At 57.1% G+C, this 21308-nt stretch carries 22 protein-coding genes; 18 read left to right on the top strand and 4 right to left on the bottom strand.

The window, feature by feature from the left end; all coding sequences use genetic code 11:
• Positions 1-13: 13 nt before the first annotated feature.
• On the bottom strand, positions 14-832 hold the full coding sequence (locus QMG15_RS07835; RefSeq protein WP_281788133.1) for an SDR family oxidoreductase: 819 nt from the start codon (positions 830-832) through the stop codon (positions 14-16).
• 111 nt (positions 833-943) lie between these two features.
• On the opposite strand from QMG15_RS07835, the gene QMG15_RS07830 reads away from it, so the two are divergent.
• Positions 944-1846: a helix-turn-helix domain-containing protein gene (locus QMG15_RS07830; protein ID WP_281788132.1), complete on the top strand. Its 903-nt coding sequence runs from the start codon at positions 944-946 to the stop codon at positions 1844-1846.
• A 3-nt stretch (positions 1847-1849) separates the two neighbouring features.
• Here QMG15_RS07830 and QMG15_RS07825 read toward each other — a convergent pair whose 3' ends face one another.
• Positions 1850-2356 carry a MarR family transcriptional regulator gene (locus tag QMG15_RS07825; protein WP_281788131.1) on the bottom strand — a complete coding sequence of 169 codons (507 nt, stop codon included), beginning with the start codon at positions 2354-2356 and terminating at the stop codon, positions 1850-1852.
• Between the two features lie 139 nt (positions 2357-2495).
• On the opposite strand from QMG15_RS07825, the gene badH reads away from it, so the two are divergent.
• Genes badH through arfB form a run of 14 tightly spaced genes read left to right on the top strand, consistent with a single transcriptional unit; the run spans position 2496 to position 17568 of the window.
• Positions 2496-3263, top strand: a complete 768-nt coding sequence (badH, locus tag QMG15_RS07820) for a 2-hydroxycyclohexanecarboxyl-CoA dehydrogenase (protein WP_281788130.1) — start codon at positions 2496-2498, stop codon at positions 3261-3263.
• Positions 3264-3295: 32 nt separating this feature from the next.
• Complete coding sequence (gene badI / locus QMG15_RS07815; protein WP_108358865.1) at positions 3296-4078, top strand: 2-ketocyclohexanecarboxyl-CoA hydrolase; 783 nt, start codon at positions 3296-3298, stop codon at positions 4076-4078.
• 24 nt (positions 4079-4102) lie between these two features.
• The gene (gene aliB / locus QMG15_RS07810; protein ID WP_108358864.1) at positions 4103-5260 is read left to right on the top strand and encodes a cyclohexanecarboxyl-CoA dehydrogenase; all 1158 of its coding nucleotides are present in this window, start codon (positions 4103-4105) and stop codon (positions 5258-5260) included.
• 50 nt (positions 5261-5310) lie between these two features.
• Positions 5311-6954: a cyclohexanecarboxylate-CoA ligase gene (gene aliA, locus QMG15_RS07805; RefSeq protein ID WP_281788129.1), complete on the top strand. Its 1644-nt coding sequence runs from the start codon at positions 5311-5313 to the stop codon at positions 6952-6954.
• 17 nt (positions 6955-6971) lie between these two features.
• A complete protein-coding gene (locus QMG15_RS07800; RefSeq protein WP_281788128.1) occupies positions 6972-7748 on the top strand; it encodes an enoyl-CoA hydratase in 777 nt (258 codons plus the stop codon).
• 28 nt (positions 7749-7776) lie between these two features.
• Complete coding sequence (locus tag QMG15_RS07795) at positions 7777-8940, top strand: acyl-CoA dehydrogenase family protein (RefSeq protein ID WP_281788127.1); 1164 nt, start codon at positions 7777-7779, stop codon at positions 8938-8940.
• A gap of 32 nt (positions 8941-8972) precedes the next feature.
• On the top strand, positions 8973-10160 hold the full coding sequence (locus QMG15_RS07790) for an acyl-CoA dehydrogenase (RefSeq protein ID WP_281788126.1): 1188 nt from the start codon (positions 8973-8975) through the stop codon (positions 10158-10160).
• Between the two features lie 9 nt (positions 10161-10169).
• On the top strand, positions 10170-10919 hold the full coding sequence (locus tag QMG15_RS07785) for an electron transfer flavoprotein subunit beta/FixA family protein (protein WP_281788125.1): 750 nt from the start codon (positions 10170-10172) through the stop codon (positions 10917-10919).
• Between the two features lie 39 nt (positions 10920-10958).
• On the top strand, positions 10959-11891 hold the full coding sequence (locus tag QMG15_RS07780; RefSeq protein ID WP_281788124.1) for an FAD-binding protein: 933 nt from the start codon (positions 10959-10961) through the stop codon (positions 11889-11891).
• A gap of 8 nt (positions 11892-11899) precedes the next feature.
• Complete coding sequence (locus QMG15_RS07775; protein WP_281788123.1) at positions 11900-13957, top strand: 3-hydroxyacyl-CoA dehydrogenase NAD-binding domain-containing protein; 2058 nt, start codon at positions 11900-11902, stop codon at positions 13955-13957.
• Between the two features lie 12 nt (positions 13958-13969).
• Positions 13970-15172 (top strand): 3-oxoadipyl-CoA thiolase, encoded by a 1203-nt coding sequence (gene pcaF, locus QMG15_RS07770; RefSeq protein ID WP_281788122.1) that lies wholly within the window; start codon positions 13970-13972, stop codon positions 15170-15172.
• Between the two features lie 47 nt (positions 15173-15219).
• Positions 15220-16206, top strand: a complete 987-nt coding sequence (locus QMG15_RS07765) for a tripartite tricarboxylate transporter substrate binding protein (RefSeq protein WP_281788121.1) — start codon at positions 15220-15222, stop codon at positions 16204-16206.
• A 12-nt stretch (positions 16207-16218) separates the two neighbouring features.
• Positions 16219-17169: an AEC family transporter gene (locus QMG15_RS07760; protein ID WP_281788120.1), complete on the top strand. Its 951-nt coding sequence runs from the start codon at positions 16219-16221 to the stop codon at positions 17167-17169.
• 9 nt (positions 17170-17178) lie between these two features.
• The gene (gene arfB, locus QMG15_RS07755; protein WP_108358855.1) at positions 17179-17568 is read left to right on the top strand and encodes an alternative ribosome rescue aminoacyl-tRNA hydrolase ArfB; all 390 of its coding nucleotides are present in this window, start codon (positions 17179-17181) and stop codon (positions 17566-17568) included.
• A gap of 13 nt (positions 17569-17581) precedes the next feature.
• On the opposite strand, the gene QMG15_RS07750 is transcribed toward arfB, so the two are convergent.
• Entirely contained in the window at positions 17582-17923 is a 342-nt protein-coding gene (locus QMG15_RS07750; protein ID WP_281788119.1) for a zinc ribbon domain-containing protein YjdM, read from the bottom strand.
• 58 nt (positions 17924-17981) lie between these two features.
• Positions 17982-19058 (bottom strand): selenide, water dikinase SelD, encoded by a 1077-nt coding sequence (gene selD / locus QMG15_RS07745; RefSeq protein WP_281788118.1) that lies wholly within the window; start codon positions 19056-19058, stop codon positions 17982-17984.
• 111 nt (positions 19059-19169) lie between these two features.
• Between selD and QMG15_RS07740 the strand changes: the two genes are divergently transcribed.
• Genes QMG15_RS07740 through QMG15_RS07730 form a run of 3 tightly spaced genes read left to right on the top strand, consistent with a single transcriptional unit; the run spans position 19170 to position 21266 of the window.
• On the top strand, positions 19170-19583 hold the full coding sequence (locus QMG15_RS07740; RefSeq protein WP_281788117.1) for a hypothetical protein: 414 nt from the start codon (positions 19170-19172) through the stop codon (positions 19581-19583).
• A complete protein-coding gene (locus QMG15_RS07735) occupies positions 19580-20509 on the top strand; it encodes a CapA family protein (protein ID WP_281788116.1) in 930 nt (309 codons plus the stop codon). The genes QMG15_RS07740 and QMG15_RS07735 overlap by 4 nt, the downstream gene beginning before the upstream one ends.
• Before the next feature lie 43 nt (positions 20510-20552).
• The gene (locus QMG15_RS07730) at positions 20553-21266 is read left to right on the top strand and encodes a Crp/Fnr family transcriptional regulator (protein WP_281788115.1); all 714 of its coding nucleotides are present in this window, start codon (positions 20553-20555) and stop codon (positions 21264-21266) included.
• The last annotated feature ends 42 nt before the right edge of the window (positions 21267-21308 follow it).

Raw genomic sequence — 21308 nt, 5'->3', positions numbered from 1 at the left:
TCTCCAAAGTAAATCAGTTTTGTACGGTTTTGTTGAAACCGGGGCGAGGCACCATGTCCATCAACATCGAGGACATGCCACCGTCCACCACCAACTCGGCGGCGTTCACATACGCGGCGCGTGGGCTGGCCAAGAAGGCGGCGACATCGGCAATGTCTTGTGGTTCGCCCACACGGCGGCTGGCAGTGACGGCGGCGCGTTTGGCTTCAAAGCCGGGCTCTTCGTAAAACTTGGCTGACAGCGGGGTGCGAATCATGCCGGGGCAAACAGCGTTGCTGCGCACGCCTTGAGGGCCCCATTCCACCGCCATTTGGCGGGACATCAACAGCACGCCGGCTTTGCTTGCGCTGTAGGCACCGCTGCTGGTTTGTGGAAACATGCTCGCGATGGATGCAATGTGTACCAAAGCGCCCACACCCGCTTGGCGCATGGGTTTGGCAAAAGTGCGTGCGCACAGCAAGTAGCCGGTGAGGTTGACATTGAGCACGTGGTTCCAGTCGTCCAGGCTCACCTCGTCCAAGCCGCCCGAGCGCAACAGCCCCGCGTTGTTGATGAAGGCGTAGCAAGTGCCCAGCTCGTTGGCCACGCGTTCGGCGGCTGCTTTAACTTGGGACTCTTGGGTGGTGTCGCACGCAATCGCGATGGCGGTGGCGCCTTGTGCGGTCAGCTGGGCGGCCACGGCTTGCGCGCCTTCGAGGTTGCGGTCCAGCAGTGCGACTTTTGCGCCTGCGTCGGCCAGTGCTTGTGCAATGCCTGCGCCAATGCCGCTTGCTGCGCCTGTGACGACGCACACATGTTCTTGCAATCCCAGCCAATGTTTTTGTTCGTTCATCGTCAGCACCTGTTGAAGTGCTTGTAGTTTGTGTGCGCGGCTTATTTTTAAATTTGACGAATCCTGCAGTCACCAGGACAATTCATGCATACCGACCTAGGAATAACCCTGATGAAAAGCGCAATCCCCAGCTACGACTTGTACGGCGACCGGCAACAAAGCGGCTGGACCAACTCGTTTCAGTTTGAATGGATTCCCGTCCGGTCATCCCCGTACAACTACGACATTCGCCCTCACAAGCATGATGCGTTCATTCAAATTTTGTACCTCACCCAAGGTGAGGGCGATGTGTTGATCAACGATGCACGCTACAAAGTCAGCAGCCCTGCTTTAATTCTTATACCGTCCCAAAACGTGCATGGTTTTCAGTTCAGTTCGAACATTGACGGCCCTGTGGTGACGGCGGCGCAAAAGTCACTCGAGTCGATGGCTGCCGTGGTGATGCCTGAATTGGTCTCGGTGTTGCGCAAGCCTGCCGTTTTGCATTTGGATGAATCCAGTCGCCATGCGGAAGCCTTGATGCCTTTGTTTTTAGGCATTGAGCGCGAATGGCGTGTGCATGCAGTGGGGCAGGTGGCGGCAGGCATGTCGCTGCTCATGGCCTTGTTGGTGCAGGTGGCGAGGTTGAGCAATCTGTTGGAGCCTGCGCCCATGGCGCACAACTCACGCAAGGCGCAGCAGATTGAAAAATTTCGGGCCTTGGTGGATGCGCATTTTCGCGAGCGTCGCCCGATTGAAGACTATGCGAACGAGATGGGGTTGACGGCGGGGCACCTGACGCGTTTGTGCCGTGAGGTGTTGAACGTGTCGAGCCAAGATGTGGTGAATGCGCGCATCTTGCATGAGGCGCAGCGTGAGCTGGTTTACTCAACCGATGGCATCAAGCAAATTGCCAATTTGGTGGGCTTTGTGGATGAGGCGTACTTCACGCGCTTTTTTAGAAAGCACATGGGGGTCACGCCTTCTGACTTTCGCGTGCGGGCGCTTCAGTCGATGAAGACCAAACTGGCGTGAGCCTCACTCATCTTCACTGCTAGGTTCGACCGATTGGTCGATTTTTTCCATGTTGTCCAGCAGCTTCAGCAGGTAGTGCAGGGTGTGGGTGAGGTCGCCAGTGGAGAAGTCGGTCAGCGCAGCTTCGTAGTACGCGCGAATTTTGGGTTGCGCATCTTGTTCCCAAATCTTGCGTCCGTGCTGGGTCATGGTCACGCGTTTGGCGCGGCGGTCGCGGGTGTCGGCCAGCAGTTCGATGTGGCCGTCGCGTTCCATGCGCCCAATTTGCCCGGACAGGTTTTGGCGGCTCACCTTCAAGTAACGCGCCAAGTCGCCCACGCTCAGGCCACCTTCTGCGTCTGAGCGCGAGAGCGCGCCCAAGACCGCCCACTGCTGGGTGGTGAGGCCTTCTTTCTCAACAGCGCGCGTGCCTGTTTTGTGCAACATGTTGGCGCATTGGTAAAGGCGGAAAAACAACCTATTGGCCAATTCCATCCGGGCGAGATCGCTGTTTTCTTTAGGGTAAACCATGGTGTTTTGCTCGAAAAAATGCTTGCGAGGACGTTTGTGTTTGGCGTAATATACGTAAACACATTGACATATATGCGGTATCTCAAACTGCATGATGTTGATGCAAAGCATAACAACCTTGCCAACCATGGAGAGCAGCATGCCCAAATTGAAAGACAAAACCGTCATCGTCACCGGAGGTGCCGGTGGCATCGGTGGCGCCACTTGCCGTCGATTCGCCGCTGAAGGCGCGAAGGTCGCGGTGTTCGACATGAACATCGAGGCGGCTCAAAAAGTGGCCGATGGCATCAAGGCTTCGGGCGGCACCGCTGCCGCTTTCAAGTGCGACATCACGGACCGCACCGCGGTCGATGCCGCCGTGGCTGCCACCATCGCGCAACTCGGCCCGATTGATGTGTTGGTCAACAACGCGGGCTGGGACGTGTTCAAGCCCTTCGTCAAAACCGTGCCCGATGAATGGAGCAAGTTGATTGCCATCAACTTGACCGGTGCCTTGCACATGTTGCACGCCGTGTTGCCAGGCATGGTCGAGCGCAATGCCGGTCGCATTGTGAACATCGCCTCCGATGCCGCACGCGGCGGCTCATCTGGCGAAGCGGTGTATTCCGCTTGCAAAGGTGGCTTGGTGGCTTTGTCTAAAACTTTGGCCCGCGAACACGCGCGCCACAACATCACGGTCAACGTGGTGTGCCCCGGCCCAACCGACACCGCTTTGCTGGCAGGCGTGGCCGAAGGCGCACGCGATCCCGCGAAGTTGATCGAAGCCTTCCGCAGCGCGATTCCGTTGGGTCGTTTGGGTCAGCCCGACGACTTGGCCAATGCCATTGCTTTCTTTGGTAGCGACGACGCTTCCTTCATCACCGGCCAAGTCATCAGCGTGTCTGGTGGTTTGACCATGCACGGTTAATTTCACGCATTCCCACTTATTTGGAGACACACATGCAATTCGAAGACATCCTTTACGAAAACCGCAACGGCGTGGCCTGGATCACGATCAACCGTGCCGACAAGATGAACGCATTTCGTGGCACCACCTGCGACGAAATCATCAAAGCCCTGAACAAAGCAGGCTACGACCGCAGCGTGGGCGCCATCGTGTTGGCGGGCGCTGGCGACCGTGCGTTTTGTACCGGTGGTGACCAATCGGCCCATGACGGCAACTACGACGGCCGCGGCACCATTGGTTTGCCCATGGAAGAGCTGCACACCGCCATTCGCGATGTGCCCAAGCCTGTGATTGCCCGTGTGCAAGGTTTTGCCATCGGTGGCGGCAACGTGTTGTGCACGATTTGTGACTTGACCATTTGCTCAGACAAAGCCGTGTTTGGCCAAGTCGGCCCCAAGATGGGTTCGGTCGACCCTGGCTACGGCACCGCCTTTTTGGCGCGTGTGGTGGGTGAGAAAAAAGCCCGCGAAATTTGGTACCTCAACCGCCGCTACACCGGTGCTGAAGCAGTGGCCATGGGCTTGGCCAACGTGTGCGTGCCACACGACCAGCTCGACGCCGAAGTGCAAAAGTGGGGCGAAGAAATTTGCGAACGCAGCCCCACGGCTTTGGCCATCGCCAAGCGCAGCTTCAATGCAGACACTGCACACCAGTCTGGCATTGCCGGCTTGGGCATGTATGCCCTCAAGTTGTATTACGACACCGAGGAGTCACGCGAAGGCGTGAATGCGCTCAAAGAAAAGCGCAAGCCCGAGTTCCGTAAATACGCCAAGTAATTCGCCCGACCAAGGAGCCCCGTGATGAATCCCAATCCCTACATTGACGAAGACCTGCAAGCCTTGGCCGAAACCGTGCGTCGCTTTGCCGACGAACGTGTGAAGCCTGGCTTTTTAGAGCGCGACAAAACCCGCGTGTTTGACCGTGCGCTGTTGCGTGAAATGGGCGGACTCGGATTCATTTGCCCTGAACTGCCAGAAGAGTTTGGCGGTTTGGGCATGGGTTGCTTGGCGGCTGGTGTGATTCACGAAGAAATTGCCCGCGCCGATTTGAGTTTTTCGTACCTGAACCTGTTGGCGTCGTTGAACGGCCAAATTTTGTCCAAGTACGGCAACCCTGAAGTGGTAGCCCCTTGGTTGAAAAAACTCACCCAAGGCGAAGCCATCTGCGCGATTGCGCTGACCGAACCACGCGGTGGTTCCGATGCAGCCAACTTGCGTTTGCGCATTGAGCGCGATGGCGACTTCTACGTCATCAACGGCGAAAAAACCTCGATCTCTGCCGCTGACCAAGCGGACATCACCGTGGTGTTCGGTCGCACCGGTGCGCCAGAAGACGGCGCGCATGGCGTGACTGCCTTGTTGGTGCCCATGGACACACCGGGCCTGACCACCAACCGTTTTGACTGCCATGGCCAACGCGCCATCGGTCGCGGTTCTATCTTTTTTGAAAACGTGCGCGTGCCGGTGAACCACCGTTTGGGTGATGAAAACAAAGGCTTTGTGCAAGTCATGCATGGTTTTGATTTCTCGCGCTCACTCATTGGCTTGCAGGTGTTGGCCGTGGCCCGTGTGGCATTGGATGAAACGTGGGAATACATCACCCAACGTCAGGCCTTTGGTCAGCCGCTGTCGGCCTTCCAAGGTGTGACCCACCCGCTCGCGCAATTCGACACCGAAGTCGAAGGCGCACGTCTGTTGTGTTTGCAAGGTTTGTGGTTGAAAGATAAGGGTTTACCCCATACCGCAGAGGCGGGCATGGCCAAGTGGTGGGGCCCCAAGCTGGCCTACGATGTGATTCACCAGTGCTTGCTGTGCTACGGCCACGGTGGTTACGACCGAGGCCTGATGGAGCAACGCTTGCGTGATGTGTTGGGCTTCCAGATTGGCGACGGAACTGCGCAAATCATGAAGACCATCATTGCGCGTACGCGTGCAGGACGCAAGTTCGTTCCCGCCTAAAAGCTTGGTATTCAAAAAATAAAAAACCCATATCCACTGAGGAGACAACTATGGAATTCGATGCTGTTTTGATCCCATCACGTCGTGCACACAGCATTGCCAAAGGCTTTTGGCATGACCGCACCATCAACGATGACTTGGACGCTTGCGTGGCCACTTGCCCTGACAAATTGGCGCTGACGGCAGTTCAGGCCGAGAGCGGCAAAGTCACACGTTTCACCTACCGTGAGTTATCCAACATGGCTGACCGCGTGGCGATGGGTTTGACCAAGCTCGGCGTGGTTAAAAACGACATCGTGGCCTGCCAGTTGCCCAACTGGTGGCAGTTCACCATCACCTATTTGGCGTGTTCGCGCATCGGTGCGGTGATGAACCCGCTCATGCACATCTTCCGCGAGCGCGAGTTGTCGTTCATGCTCAAGCATGGCGAAGCCAAGGTGCTCATCATTCCGCAAATTTTCCGCGGCTTTGATTACGAGAAGATGGTCAACGAGATCAAGCCCAGCTTGCCTGACTTGAAGCACGTGGTGGTGGTCAATGGCGCAGGTGCCAACAGTTTTGAAGCCTTGCTCAGCGGCCCCGCGTGGGAAAAAGAAAGCAACGCGACAGCCGTGTTGACGCAGCACCGCCCCAGCCCAGACGATGTGACCCAACTCATTTACACCTCGGGCACCACGGGTGAACCCAAGGGCGTGATGCACACCGCCAACACGGTGATGGCCAACATCATTCCTTATGCCGCACGTTTGCACCTCGATGCCAACGACGTGGTGTTGATGGCGTCGCCCATGGCCCACCAAACAGGTTTTATGTATGGCTTGATGATGCCCATCATGCTCAAGTCCAGCGCAGTGTTGCTGGACGTGTGGGAGCCTTTGCGCGCCATTGATTTGATTCGCCACGAAGGTGCCACCTTCACCATGGCCTCGACCCCGTTCTTGACGGACTTGGCCAAAAACGTGGAAGAATCTGGCAAGAAAGTGCCCACACTGCGCACCTTCTTGTGCGCCGGTGCCCCCATCCCTGGCCCCTTGGTGGAGCAAGCACGCAGCGCCTTGGGCGCGAAGATTGTGTCTGCTTGGGGCATGACCGAAAACGGCGCTGTGACGTTGATCGAACTCAACGATCCCGATGAACGCGCCTTCACCACCGACGGTTTGCCGTTGCCCGGTGTGGAGCTCAAAGTTGTGAATGACGACGGCGCGGTGTTGCCTGCAGGCGAAGCAGGTAAGTTGTATGTGCGCTCATGCTCCAACTTTGGTGGCTATTTGAAGCGCGCGCACCTCAATGGCACCGATGCCGAGGGCTGGTTTGACACGGGTGACCTGGCCCGCTTGGACGCGCAAGGTTATGTGCGCATCACGGGCCGCAGCAAAGACGTCATCATCCGTGGCGGCGAGAACATCCCTGTGGTGGAAATCGAATCCTTGTTGTATCGCCATCCAGCGATCGCCATGGCTGCAATCGTGGCCTACCCCGATGAGCGCTTGGGCGAACGTGCCTGTGCCGTGGTGGTCTTGAAGCCCGGCCAAAGCTTGGACTTGCCGGCCTTGGTGGATTACCTCAAGGCACAAAAAATTGCGTTGCAGTACATCCCCGAGAAACTGGAGATCCGTGACGCCATGCCTGCCACACCCTCCGGAAAAATTCAGAAATTCAAATTGCGCGAAATTTTGCGCGACGAGAAACGCTGAGCGAAAGAAGGATGCACATGTCTCAACCCACCGTTTTGTCAGAGCGCCAAGGTCGCGTCGGGGTACTCACCCTGAACCGACCCGAGCAACTCAATGCATTGAATGACACCTTGATGGACGCTTTGGGCGCAGCTTTGCTGGCGCTGGATGCGGACGACGGCATCGGTGCCATCGTCATCACCGGCAGCGACAAAGCGTTTGCCGCAGGTGCCGACATCGCGGCGATGGCGGATTGGGGCTACATGGATGTGTTCAGCTCCGCGTTCATCACGCGCAACTGGGAAACCATTCGCCAAGTCCGCAAGCCTGTGATTGCGGCGGTGGCTGGTTTTGCCATGGGCGGTGGCTGCGAGCTGGCGTTGGCCTGTGATCTGATCGTGGCGGCAGAGTCGGCCAAGTTCGCTTTGCCTGAAGTCAAGCTGGCCGTGTTGCCCGGTGCGGGCGGCACGCAGCGTTTGCCACGCGCCATTGGCAAAGCCAAGGCGATGGACATGTGTTTGTCCGCCCGCATGCTCAGTGCCGAAGAGGCTGACCGTTACGGCTTGGTGTCCCGTGTGGTGCCCAGCGACGCTTTGATGGCCGAGACCTTGAAGCTTGCCAACACCATTGCGGGCTTTTCTTTGCCTGCGCTCATCGCCATCAAAGAGTCGGTCAACCGCGCATGGGAAGGCTCGCTCACCGAAGGTGTCAAGTTTGAGCGCCACGCCTTGTACGCACGCTTTGCCAGCGCGGATGCACATGAAGGCATGCACGCCTTCTTAGAAAAACGCAAACCCACATTCCAGCACTGCTGACCCTTTTCACCCTTTTAGGAAACCCTTCATGGCTCTCGACCAAGAATCTTTTGACCTTTTGCTGCCCACGCTGCAACGCTTTATTCAAGAGCGTTTGGTGCCTGCAGAAAACCACCTCGAAGAGCATGACGAGGTGCCTGCCGACATCGTCGAAGACATGAAAGAAATGGGCTTGTTTGGCCTGTCGATTCCCGAAGAGTTTGGCGGCATCGGCTTGTCGATGAGCCAAGAAGTGCAGGTCGCTTACGAGATCGGTCGAACCTCATTGGCTTTCCGTTCGGTGTTTGGCACCAACGTGGGCATTGGTTCGCAGGGCATCTTGATGGATGGCACGCCTGAGCAAAAAGCCAACATCTTGCCCAAGGTAGCCAGTGGCGAACTCATCATGTCGTTCGCCTTGACCGAGCCCGATGCAGGCTCGGATGCTGCCTCACTGAAGACCCGCGCTGATTTGGATGGCGACCACTACGTGCTCAACGGCACCAAGCGTTACATCACCAACGCACCACGTGCAGGCGCATTCACCTTGATGGCGCGCACAGGGGGCCCGGGGGCCGGTGGCGTGTCGTCGTTCATCGTCCCCTCAGATTTGCCGGGCATCAAGCTGGGCAAGACGGACAAGAAAATGGGCCAACGCGGCACCAAAACCTGCGATGTGATTTTGGAAAACGTGCGTGTCCCTGCTGCCAACATCATTGGTGGTGTGCCTGGTCAAGGCTTTAAAACCGCGATGAAGGTGTTGGACCGTGGCCGTTTGCACATCTCTGCCGTGTCGTGCGGCATGGCACATCGCATCATCGAAGAGGCCACCGCGTATGCGCGTGACCGCAAACAGTTTGGCAAAGCGATTGGTGAGTTTCAATTGATCCAAGCCATGTTGGCTGACAGCCAAGCCGAGTTGTTGGCGGGTTGGTCCCTGGTGCAAGACGTGGCCCAACGCTTTGACGGCAAGCCTGCGCATGTGTCTGACCCCGACGTGTCCATGCGCGTGTCCTGCGCCAAGTTGTTTTGCACGGAAATGGTGGGTCGCGTAGCGGACCGCGGCGTGCAGGTTCACGGCGGTGCAGGCTACATCAACGAGTATCCTGTAGAGCGTTTCTACCGTGACGTGCGCTTGTTGCGTCTGTACGAAGGTACCACCCAAATTCAACAACTGATTATTGGCCGCGAACTCTTGCGCCAAGCCTCTTAAGTCATCCCATTTTTCAATTTCTAGGAGCCCTCATGTCCACTTCATCGACCAAATTCCACTGGGACGACCCCTTCATGCTCGACCTGCAATTGACCGACGACGAGCGTCAAGTCAAAGAGGCCGCAGCTGCTTATTGCCAAGAACGCTTGGCCCCGCGCGTGTTGGAAGCCTTCCGTCACGAAAAAACCGATGCTTCTATCTTTCGCGAAATGGGTGCGTTGGGCTTGTTGGGCCCCACCATTCCTGAAACCTATGGCGGCGCAGGTATGAACTATGTTTGCTACGGTTTGGTCGCGCGCGAAGTTGAGCGCGTGGACTCTGGCTACCGCTCCATGATGAGCGTGCAATCGTCTTTGGTAATGGTGCCCATCAACGAGTTTGGCTCTGAAGCCCAAAAACAAAAGTACTTGCCCAAACTCGCCACCGGCGAGTGGATTGGTTGCTTTGGCTTGACCGAACCCAACCATGGCTCTGACCCCGGCAGCATGATCACGCGTGCCAAAAAAGTGGCGGGTGGTTACTCGCTGTCTGGCTCAAAAATGTGGATCACCAACAGCCCGATTGCGGATGTGTTTGTGGTTTGGGCCAAAGACGATGCAGGCGCGATTCGCGGCTTCATTTTGGAAAAAGGCTGGAAGGGTTTGACCGCCCCTGCGGTACACGGCAAGGTGGGCTTGCGCGCGTCGATCACGGGCGAAATCGTGATGGACGAAGTGTTTGTGCCAGAAGAAAACGCGTTCCCTGATGTGCGCGGCCTCAAAGGTCCGTTCACGTGTTTGAACAGTGCACGTTACGGCATTGCTTGGGGTGCTTTGGGTGCGGCAGAAGACTGCTACCACCGTGCACGCCAATACGTGTTGGACCGTCAACAGTTTGGCCGCCCCTTGGCTGCCAACCAATTGGTGCAAAAGAAGTTGGCTGACATGCTGACCGAAATTTCTTTGGGTTTGCAGTCTTGCCTGCGCTTGGGTCGCATGAAAGACGAGGGCATTGCCGCAGTGGAAATTACCTCCATCCTCAAGCGCAACAGCTGTGGCAAGTCGCTCGACATCGCACGCGTGGCGCGCGACATGATGGGCGGCAACGGCATTTCTGACGAGTTCGGTGTGGCTCGCCATTTGGTGAACCTGGAAGTGGTCAACACCTACGAAGGCACGCACGATGTGCACGCTTTGATTTTGGGCCGCGCCATCACTGGCATCGCCGCCTTCAGTAACTAAGGAGTCGTCATGAAAGTTTTGGTCGCAGTCAAACGCGTGGTGGACTACAACGTCAAGGTCCGCGTGAAGTCGGACAACTCGGGCGTTGACATTGCAAACGTCAAGATGAGCATGAACCCGTTTGATGAGATTGCGGTGGAAGAAGCCGTGCGCCTCAAAGAAAAGGGTGTGGTCACTGAAGTGATCGCTGTCTCTTGCGGCGTCACCCAGTGCCAAGAAACCTTGCGCACCGCGATGGCCATTGGCGCAGACCGAGGCATCTTGGTCGAGACCGCTGAAGAGCTGCAACCCTTGGCCGTGGCCAAGCTCCTCAAAGCTTTGGTCGACAAAGAGCAGCCTGGCTTGGTGATTCTGGGCAAACAAGCGATTGACGACGACTGCAACCAAACCGGCCAAATGTTGGCGGCCTTGGCAGACATGCCTCAAGCCACCTTTGCTTCCAAAGTGGAAGTGGCGGGCGACAAAGCCAGCGTGACCCGTGAAGTGGACGGTGGCTTGGAAACCATTTCGATCAGCCTGCCCGCCGTCATCACGACTGACTTGCGTTTGAACGAGCCTCGCTACGTGACCTTGCCCAACATCATGAAGGCCAAGAAGAAGCAACTCGATGTGTTCAAGCCCGAAGACTTGGGCGTTGACGTGAGCCCCCGCATCAAGACCCTCAAAGTGGTGGAGCCTGCCAAGCGCAGCGCGGGCATCAAGGTGCCCGATGTGGCCACTTTGGTGGACAAGCTCAAAAACGTGGCAAAAGTTATTTAAGCCCGTCATTTAAAGAACACAAGCGCAGGAGAAACACACATGACATCCCTCGTGATTGCAGAACACGACAACGCCAGCATCAAAGGCGCAACCTTGAACACCGTCACAGCCGCAGCCGCCATGGGCGCTGACGTGCACGTGCTGGTCGCAGGCCACAACGCGGGTGCTGCCGCAGCCGCTGCAGCGCAAATTGCAGGCGTGAGCAAAGTCATCCACGCCGACGGCGCCACGCTGGAAGCTGGCTTGGCCGAGAACGTCGCAGCGCAAGTGCTGGCCATCGCTGGCAACTACACCCACATCTTGTTCCCCGCCACAGCGGCGGGTAAGAACGTGGCACCGAGAGTCGCCGCCAAGCTGGACGTGGGCCAAATCAGCGACATCACCAAGGTGGACAGCCCAGACACGTTTGAGCGCCCCATCTATGCGGGCAATGCGATTGCTACCGTGCAAAGTACAGATGCTGTCAAAGTCATCACCGTGCGCACCACAGGTTTTGATGCAGCCGCTTCTACAGGTGGCTCGGCCGCAGTGGAAACCACAGCAGCAGCCACAGACTCAGGCAAGAGCAGCTTCGTGGGCCGTGAAGTCACCAAGAGTGACCGCCCAGAGCTGACCGCAGCCAAGATCATCGTCTCCGGTGGCCGCGCCTTGGGCAGCTCAGAGAAGTTTGACGAAGTCATGGTTCCCTTGGCTGACAAGCTGGGTGCAGCCATTGGTGCCAGCCGTGCGGCGGTGGATGCAGGCTATGCCGCCAACGACTTGCAAGTGGGTCAAACTGGCAAGATCGTCGCACCTCAGTTGTACGTGGCCTGCGGCATCAGCGGCGCCATCCAACACTTGGCCGGTATGAAAGACAGCAAGGTGATCGTGGCCATCAACAAAGACCCAGAAGCACCCATCTTCAGCGTGGCCGACTTCGGCTTGGAGGCAGACCTCTTCACCGCGGTGCCAGAGTTGGTCGCTGCATTGTGAGCGTTGTGATGGATGTTGCTGCATGCGTGCATGTCGAGGCCAGGGGCGATGTGTGTGTCATCACCATCGACAACCCGCCCATCAACGCCACGTCCTTGGCCGTGCGTCAAGGTTTGATGGCGGCCATTTCTGATTTCAAAACCAATTCAGACTTTCAAGCTGCCGTCATCGTGGGGGCAGGCAGCACGTTTGTCGCAGGTGCTGACATCCGTGAGTTTGGCAAGCCCATGCAAGAGCCCATCTTGCCCGAGGTCATCCGTGCCATTGAGGACTGCGGCAAGCCCGTGGTGGCTGCGTTGCATGGTGCTGCCTTGGGTGGCGGTTTCGAGTTGGCGCTGGCTTGCGATGCCCGTGTGGCCGATGCCAAAACAGTGGTGGGTTTGCCCGAGGTGTCGCTGGGCATCATTCCTGGTGCAGGTGGCACACAAATGCTGCCGCGCCGCGTGGGTGTGTCGCGTGCCATTCGCATGATTTGCGGCGCACAACGCATTTCAGCCAAAGAGGCCAAATCCCTTAACTTGTTGGACGAGGTGGTGGCCAGTGATTTGCTGGATGCCGCCGTAGCATTGGCCCGCCGCATGCAAGGCAAAAAGTGCCGCATCCGCGATGAACTGGTGCCTGCCGAAGGGCCTGCACTGATTCAGCAAGCCGCAGAGGACGCGATGCGTGCAGGCAAACGCCGCCCAGCCGTCGAGGCCGCGATGGAGGCCATCAAATCGGCGGCGGTGCTGTCGATTGACGATGGCTTGGCCGATGAGCGTGCTGTGTTTTTGCAGCTGCGTTTGTCGCGTGAGGCCTACGCCTTGCGCCATGTGTTCTTTGCCGAACGTGACAGCGCCAAGCTGCCTGCTGAGTTGAGCGCCAAACCCATTCCTTTTGAAACCGTGTGCGTCATCGGTGCGGGCACCATGGGCACGGGCATTGCCATCAGCGTGTTGGATGCGGGCATGCAAGTCATCTTGCTTGAGCAAGATGCGGCTGCGCTTCAACGTGGACAAGACCGTGTGGTTGCGCATTACCGTGATCGCGTGGCGGCACAAAAAATGAAAGCCGACGTGGCCCAAGCACGCGAAGCGTGTTTGCACAGCACGCTCGATTGGACGGACATGGCCAAAGCCGATTTGGTGATTGAAGCCGTTTTTGAAGACTTGGCAGTCAAGCAAGACGTGTTCAGAAAAATTGACCAATTTGCACGTGCAGGTGCAGTGCTGGCCACCAACACCTCTTACTTGGATGTGGATGCGATCGCGCAAGCCACCTCACGCCCGCAAGACGTGTTGGGTCTGCACTTTTTCAGTCCTGCCAATGTGATGAAGCTGCTAGAGGTGGTGCGCGGCAAAGACTCGCGTCCCGACGTGTTGGCCACAGGCATGGCTTTGGGCAAGCGCCTGCGCAAGCTGCCGGTGCTGGCGGGCAACCACTTTGGGTTCATTGGCAACCGCATTTACAACGCGTACCGCAACCAATGTGAATTCATGTTGGAAGACGGTGCATGGCCCGAGGATGTGGATGCCTCGCTCAAACAGTTTGGCATGGCCATGGGGCCATTTGCGGTGGCTGATTTGTCGGGGCTGGACATTGCCTGGCGCATGCGTCAGGCGCAGGCTGCCAGCCGCGCGCCGGGGGTGCGCTACGTGGACATCTTGGATCGCTTGTGCGAAGCCGGTCGCCTCGGTCGTAAAACAGGTGCGGGCTACTACACCTATGTGGATGGCAAGCAACAAGCGACGACCGATGAGGCGGTGCGCCACATCATTGAAGATGCGTCGCAGCGTCGCGGCATCCAACGCCAGCCCTTGAGCAGTGCCACGATTCAACGCCGTGCGTTGCTGACCATCGTCAACGAGGCGGCTCGTTTGATGGGCGAGGGCGTGGCCAGCCGTGCCACAGACATTGACGTGGTGTTGGTGCATGGCTATGGTTTTCCGCGTTGGGAAGGCGGCCCCGTGTTTTGGGCCCGTCAGCAAAACCGAGAAGCCTTGACCCAAGAAATCAAAGACCTCGCCAGCCAATGCGGCGATGGTTTTGTGTTGGCAGATTTATCTGTCTTGTTTGAAGATCAATAACGTTTACATCCCATGACACACGCTTTCATTTGCGATGCCATTCGCACACCCATTGGCCGCTACGGCGGCGCTTTGTCTTCTGTTCGCACCGATGATTTGGGGGCCATCCCCATCAAAGCGTTGATGGCGCGCAACCCCAACGTGGATTGGGCGCAAATCACCGATGTGCTGTATGGCTGCGCCAACCAAGCGGGTGAAGACAACCGCAACGTGGCCCACATGGCCAGCTTGTTGGCGGGCTTGCCCGTCGACGTGCCAGGCGCAACGATCAACCGCCTGTGCGGTTCGGGCTTGGATGCGGTGGGTACAGCCGCGCGTGCCATCAAATCGGGCGAAGCGCAGTTGATGATTGCCGGTGGCGTGGAGAGCATGAGCCGTGCGCCCTTTGTCATGCCCAAAGCCGAGAGCGCCTTTAGCCGCAACAACGCGGTGTACGACACCACGATTGGCTGGCGTTTCATCAACAAGTTGATGAAAGAAAAGTATGGTGTGGATTCGATGCCAGAGACGGCGGAGAACGTGGCCGTGGAATTCAAGATCGAGCGTGAGGCCCAAGACCTGATGGCCATGAACAGCCAACTGCGCGCAGTCGCCGCGCAGCAAGCCGGCCATTTGGCACGCGAAATCACACCTGTGCTGATTCCGCAAAAGAAGGGCGAGCCCACGGTGGTGGACGCCGATGAGCACCCCCGCGCCACCAGCTTGGAAGCCTTGGCCAAGCTCAAACCCATCGTGCGTCCCGATGGTTCAGTGACCGCAGGCAATGCCAGCGGTGTGAACGACGGGGCGTGCGCGCTGCTCTTGGCGAATGAAGCCCATGCTGCCAAGAATGGTTTGACGCCTAAGGCGCGCGTGGTGGGCATGGCCACGGTGGGTGTGGCGCCGCGCATCATGGGCATTGGCCCTTTGCCAGCCACGCAAAAAGTGTTGGTGCAAACGGGTCTCACCATTGCCCAGATGGACGTGATTGAATTGAACGAGGCTTTTGCGGCACAAGGTTTGGCCGTCACGCGCGGTCTGGGTTTGCGTGACGACGACCCGCGCGTGAATGCTTGGGGTGGTGCGATTGCGTTGGGGCATCCATTGGGTGCATCAGGCGCACGCCTGGCCACCACCGCAGTGAACCGCTTGCACGCCACAGGCGGCCGTTACGCGCTGTGCACCATGTGCATTGGTGTGGGGCAGGGAATTGCACTGATTCTTGAGCGAGTTTGACGATCTAGGACAATCTGCGCATCAGTTCCCTTTTTTGGAGATGCGTTATGTCCCTTCGTCGTTTGGTGTCGTCCCGTTTCGTCGCTGTTGCTGCGACCGCGTTTTGCGCTTTGACTGCCGTGAGTGCGCATGGCCAGTCGTACCCCACAAAGCCTTTGCGCATCGTTGTGCCGTTTGGTGCAGGCGGTGTGGCTGACCTGACTGCACGCACGGTCGCACAAAAGATGTCGGAAGGTTTGGGTCAAGCGGTGGTGATTGACAACCGCCCCGGCGCCGGTGGCATTGTGGCGGCGGAGATCGTGGCCAAGTCCGAGCCTGACGGCTACACCATTTTGCTGATGTCCAACGCCAACGCGGTGAGTGCTGGTCTGTTCAAGGCTTTGCCATTTGACCCCGTGAAAGACTTCACACCCGTTTCGTTGATGGGGACGTTTGACTTAGCTGTTGTCACCAGCGCTGATTCGCGTTTTCAATCGTTGCCCGAGTTGTTGACATGGGCCAAAGCCAACCCAGGAAAGCTCAACATTGGCAGCATCAACATCGGCAGCACCCAACATTTGACGGCTGAGTTGTTCAAATCGGTGGCGGGCTTAGATGCCCAAGTGGTGCCTTTCAATGGCACCCCCGCTGTCATGAACGCGCTGCGTGGTGGACAAATTGATATTGCGGTGGAAGTGCTAAGCCCTGTGCTGCCGCAAATCAAGGGTGGGGCACTGCGTGCTTTGGCCGTGACAGGCCCAAAACGCAACACGGCTTTGCCACAAGTCCCGACAGCCAAAGAGGGCGGCGTACCTAATTTCGTATCGACCTCGTGGAATGGTTTGGGCGTGCCAGCCAAAACACCACAAGCGGTGGTGGACCGTTTGAACAAAGAAGTGAACGCCGCGCTGCAAAACCCAGCCGTGCGTCAGAAGTTGCTGGACTTGAATGTCGAGCCGCACCCCAGCACGGTGGGGCAAGCACACGATTGGTTGCAAACGGAAATCAAGCGTTGGAGCGATGTGATTCAACGCGCAGGCATTCAAAAACAATAAGCCATAGACTCAATGCTCAACATCCTCACCATCACTGGCCCTATTTATTTGGTCATCGCGCTGGGATTTTCCGCCACGCATCGCGGCTTGTTCAGCAAGCTTGATGGTCAAGTGTTGGGGCGTTTTGTGCTGCACTTTGCGCTGCCCGCCATGCTGTTTAACACGCTGACGCAACGCGACTTTGCCGAGGTGATGAACCCAAGGTATTTAATCGCCTATGGCGTGGGTTCGGTGTTTTCTTTTGCGGTGGGCTTTGGGGTGTGGCGTGTGTGGCGCAAAAAATCGCTCACGCAAAGCAGCCTGGTGGCGATGGGGGTGAGTTCGGCCAACAGTGGCTACGTGGGCTACCCCATCTTGTTGCAGCTCTTGGGGCCTGCTGCAGGTGTGGGTTTGGCCTTGACCGTGTTGGTTGAAAACTTGGTGACGATTCCGTTGGCGCTGGCCATGGCTGAAAGCGGTGAGACCGCCCATTTGTCCTGGCGACACACCGTGCTTCAAAGCTTGAAGCGCATGGCCAAGATTCCCATGATGCAAGCGATTGTGTTGGGCTTTGCGTTCTCCATCTTGGGTTGGCATTTGCCAGAGGTGTTGTCGAAGACCGTGAACTTATTTGCCGCCTCCACTGCCGCGATTGCGCTGTTTGTGAACGGCGGTTCTTTGGTGGGTATGCGTGTGCTGGGCCTGATTCAAGAGGTGCGCTGGATTGCCATCGGTAAATTGGTGGTGCACCCTTTGGCTGTTGGGCTGATGTTGATGGTGGTGGGCCCGATCGAGCCGAGCCTCAAAATTTCTGCGGTGTTGCTGGCGGGGATGCCCATGCTGGGCATCTACCCCTTGTTGGCGCAACGTCACGGGGAAGAGGGGTTTTGTGCTGCCGCGTTGTTGGTGACCACTGTCGCGTCCTTCTTCACTGTCAGTCTGATTGTTTGGGCCATGGGCGAGTTGCCCGGCTGGCACGTTTAAGCACACACCATGCACATCAACGAGTCTGAAGTTGAAGTCACCGCAGTTCGTGCCCAAGGCGCGGGTGGGCAAAACGTCAACAAAGTCTCGAGTGCCATTCATTTGCGGTTTGATGTGATGGCGTCGTCTTTGCCAGATGACGTGAAAGAGCGGCTGCTGTGTTTGCCAGACCATCGCATCACCAACGAAGGCGTGGTGGTGATCAAAGCGCAAGAACACCGCAGCCAAGACATGAACCGCATCGAGGCCTTTGCGCGTTTGCTGGACTTGGTGCAAAGCGTGGCCAAGCCGCCCAAAAAGCGCAAACCCACCAAGCCTACCTATGCCTCTAAGCTGCGCCGCTTGGACAGCAAAAAAAAGACCTCGGCGATCAAATCGAACCGAGGTCGGGTGCTTTAACAGCAGTGTGCTTTTAGGCTTTGCGCAAGAAGCAAGCCTTCAACATGTAGTTGCCCACATCCATCTTGCAGTCCACTTCGTGGTCGCCGCCAACCAAGCGAATGCTTTTGACCTTGGTGCCCATCTTGAGCGTGGTGGATGAGCCCTTGACCTTGAGGTCTTTGATGAGCACCACGGCATCGCCGTCTTTCAATACCGTTCCGTTGGCATCTTTCACCACCGCCTCGTCTTCGTCGTCTGCAGCAGCGGTAGCCACCATGGGCCATTCATGCGCGCAATCGGCGCACACATAGTTGTCGCCGTCTTGGTAGGTGTTTTCTTGGCCGCATTGGGGGCAGGCTGGAATGGTGGACATGTTGTTGTTTTCTTTCAAAGGAGAGCAGTATAAATTTGCGGGGTCAAGCGGCTGGTATTTAACGCACTTGCAGCTTGATGCCATTGGTTGAGGCTGCTGTGATTTCGCCCACTTCGCATGCGTTGGCAAAGCCGTGCTGGCGGAAGATGGCCAGCACGTCTGCGACGGATTCTGGTGCACAAGCCACCAACAAGCCGCCGCTGGTTTGGGGGTCGCTCAGCAGCGCTTGGTCGATCGCGTCACGTTCAGGTGCGAGTTCAATCTCTTTGCCGTAGGCCGACCAGTTGCGGCCTGATGCGCCGGTGAGCATGCCTTGCTCGGCCAGCGCGCGCACACCGTGCAGCAGAGGCACTTGGTTCATGTGGAGTTGCACCGTGGTTTGAGAACCTCGTGCCATCTCGAGCGCATGGCCCGCCAAACCAAAGCCTGTCACATCGGTCATGGCGTGCACGCCAGCCAAGGCTGACAGCGCCGCACCCGGTGTGTTGAGTTGGGTGGTGTTGGCAATCATCTGAGCATAGCCCTCTGGGCTGAGCGCGTTTTTCTTGAGGGCCGCGGACAACACGCCCACGCCCAAGGGCTTGCCCAGAACCAAGCGGTCACCCACGCGGGCATCGGCGTTGCGTTTGATGCGCTTGGGGTGAATCAAGCCCATCACGACCAAGCCGTAAATCGGCTCGACCGAGTCAATGGTGTGACCGCCCGCGATGGGGATGCCCGCCTCGCGACACACGCTTTGGCCGCCATCCAAAATTTTGCCAATCGTTTCGGGTGACAACACGTTGATGGGCATGCCCACCAAAGCCAAGGCCATGATGGGTGTGCCGCCCATGGCGTACACATCACTGATGGCGTTGGTGGCGGCGATGCGACCAAAGTCAAACGGGTCATCCACGATGGGCATGAAGAAGTCGGTGGTGGCAATCAGTGCTTGCTCGTCGTTGAGCTGGTACACCGCCGCATCGTCCGCGGTTTCAATGCCCACCAACAACTGTGGCGGGATGGGCATGGCGCTGGTGCTTTTGAGAATTTCGCTCAACACGCCCGGGGCAATTTTGCAGCCACAGCCACCGCCATGGGACAAACTGGTCAGGCGAGGCTGGGTAGGGAGGGGCGGTGTGCTTGAAGTGGTCATAAACATGCTTTTCGACGTAGACCTAGATTTTGCCAGTTACAAGGGGAAACCCACGGATCAACCCAGCGGGCCATCTTGTAGGCTGTACCGCAAACAGAAAGGGCGTGATGTATGGGGTGTTGGCGACAAACGTGGGCTGCATTGTGTGTGTTTGGTGCAGTTGTTCCGATGGCGGCACAGGCGGTGCCTTTGCTGAAATGCCACTTTGAGGTCAATGCGTCGCGATCGGAGCACACGTTTTCGCCAACCCATGACCCTTATGCGGTGCGCAGTGTGGATTTGGAAAACCGATTTCGTTTCAAGGCCGTGGTGCTGGGCAACGACACACAGGTTGAATCTATCAATCTTTATGTTTCTTACCAAACCGAACGTCAGCCCATGGTGTTGCAGCACGTCAAGTTTGCGGCGCCTGTGGCACTCAAACAGCCAACGCCAGATGCCTTGACGGGGCGCGTTGCCTTGTATTCCCCGTTCTTAGGTAAAGAGCTGTTGTATGGCTGTGCTTTGCATGAGGTAGCGCCATGAAATACCCACTTCAATTTCTTTCGGCATGGTGTTTGTCATGGTTTGTCGTGACGGTCTCTGCACAGACGCCCTCTGTGGAGCCGGTGGTGTCGGTGGTGTTTGCGGGCGACATCATGCTGGAAGGCGGTGCAGACCGCGCGATTCGGCGTGGACGCGATCCATTTGCAGGCGTGGCAAATTTGTTCAAAAACGCCGACCTTCGTTTGGGCAACTTAGAGTGCGTGGTTGCCACCGTGGGTTCTGTGGAACCAGAAAAGCCCAACACGTTTCGCGTGCATCCTAGAGGGTTGACGTACCTGCGCCGTCACTTTGATGCCGTGGGTTTGGCCAACAACCATTCGGGCGACTTTGGCCCTAAAGCATTGACCCAAATGCTGGGCCTGCTCAAGCAGTCGGGCTTGGGGTATTACGGTGGCGGGCACAACTTGCAAGAAGCACACACGCCGTTGGTACTGGAACGACACGGGATTCGCATTGCATTTTTAGGCTACAACGAGTTTCAGCCTCGTAATTTTGAGGCCGACCATGACCGCGCAGGCATTGCTTGGAGTGAAGACGAACAAGTGGTGCGCGATATTGCGCAAGCCCGCCATGTCTGGAAGGCGGATGTGGTGATTCCTGTCATGCATTGGGGCTGGGAGGAGTCGGTTGCCAATGCCCGACAACGCGAGTTGGCGCGCTTGATGATTGACGCAGGCGCTGACGCTGTCATTGGCGGGCATCCGCATCGCGTGCAAGACACAGAGCAGTACAAAGGCAAACCTATTTTTTACAGCTTAGGTAACTTTGTGTTTGACGGCTTTCCAGACAAGGTCAACAACATCGGTTGGGTGGTGCGCTTAGCGATAGATCGACGTGGTGTGCGAGATTGGAAAACGCATGAAGTACGCATTGATCGCCAAGGCTTGCCGCACGCACGCAAATAACGTTCTACCTGTTTGCGGGTAAAGATTTCATCAGATTCGGGTATTGGTCATCGAACGTTTGAAAGCTATGCTTTTCAAACGGAATCATGGCTACACCGAGGTAAAGATGAGATCAGAAAAAGCAAAGGCAATCGACGTATCTAGCGTTCATGACAAGGTCGATGTGCAAGCCTTCGACACGCTTTATTTCATGAACCTTGGGCTTCTGAAAAGAATCAACCTGATTTCAAATGGCCGTGAAAGCACCATTGACGTCATCTTCGATGGCGACTGGGTTGGGTTTGATGGCATCCCGATTGGCTGCTACAGCTGCACGGCGATTTCTTTGGGTTCAGGCAGGGCGTGGTCTATTCGTTATGACGATTTGTTGCGCGCAAGTGGTTACGAGCCTGCGTTGATTCAAGGTGCTTTGACTGATTTCAGTCAGCAATTGCTAAGGCGGCGTCATTCGCCGGTTTCTGTGAAAGCACTGTCCAACGATGGCCGTGTGGCTGATTTCTTACTCCAATGGGGGCAGTCTTTGGTGGCGCAGGGACGTGAGGCGGGGCCATTCACCATGCGTATGACGCGTGCGGACCTTGGGCTTTTGATGGGGCTGGACTTAGAAGCCATCAATCGTGCACTGTCGAACTTGGCATTCCATGGGGCGATTGAGTTTGAGGGGGAAGACCGAAGTGACATCTGTGTGCCAAGTCTCACAGGGCTTAAAGGGTTCATTCAAAGCGACATCACATTCTCACGCGTTGTATGGCAATGACGACGGTTGAGTCTCAAAGAACATGCCTCTATGACAGCCAGC

This window comes from Limnohabitans sp. INBF002 (assembly GCF_027924905.1).
Taxonomy (GTDB): Bacteria; Pseudomonadota; Gammaproteobacteria; order Burkholderiales; family Burkholderiaceae_C; genus Limnohabitans.
The sequence above is the reverse complement of the archived record's forward strand: the minus strand, read 5'-3'. Positions and strand labels throughout refer to the sequence as shown.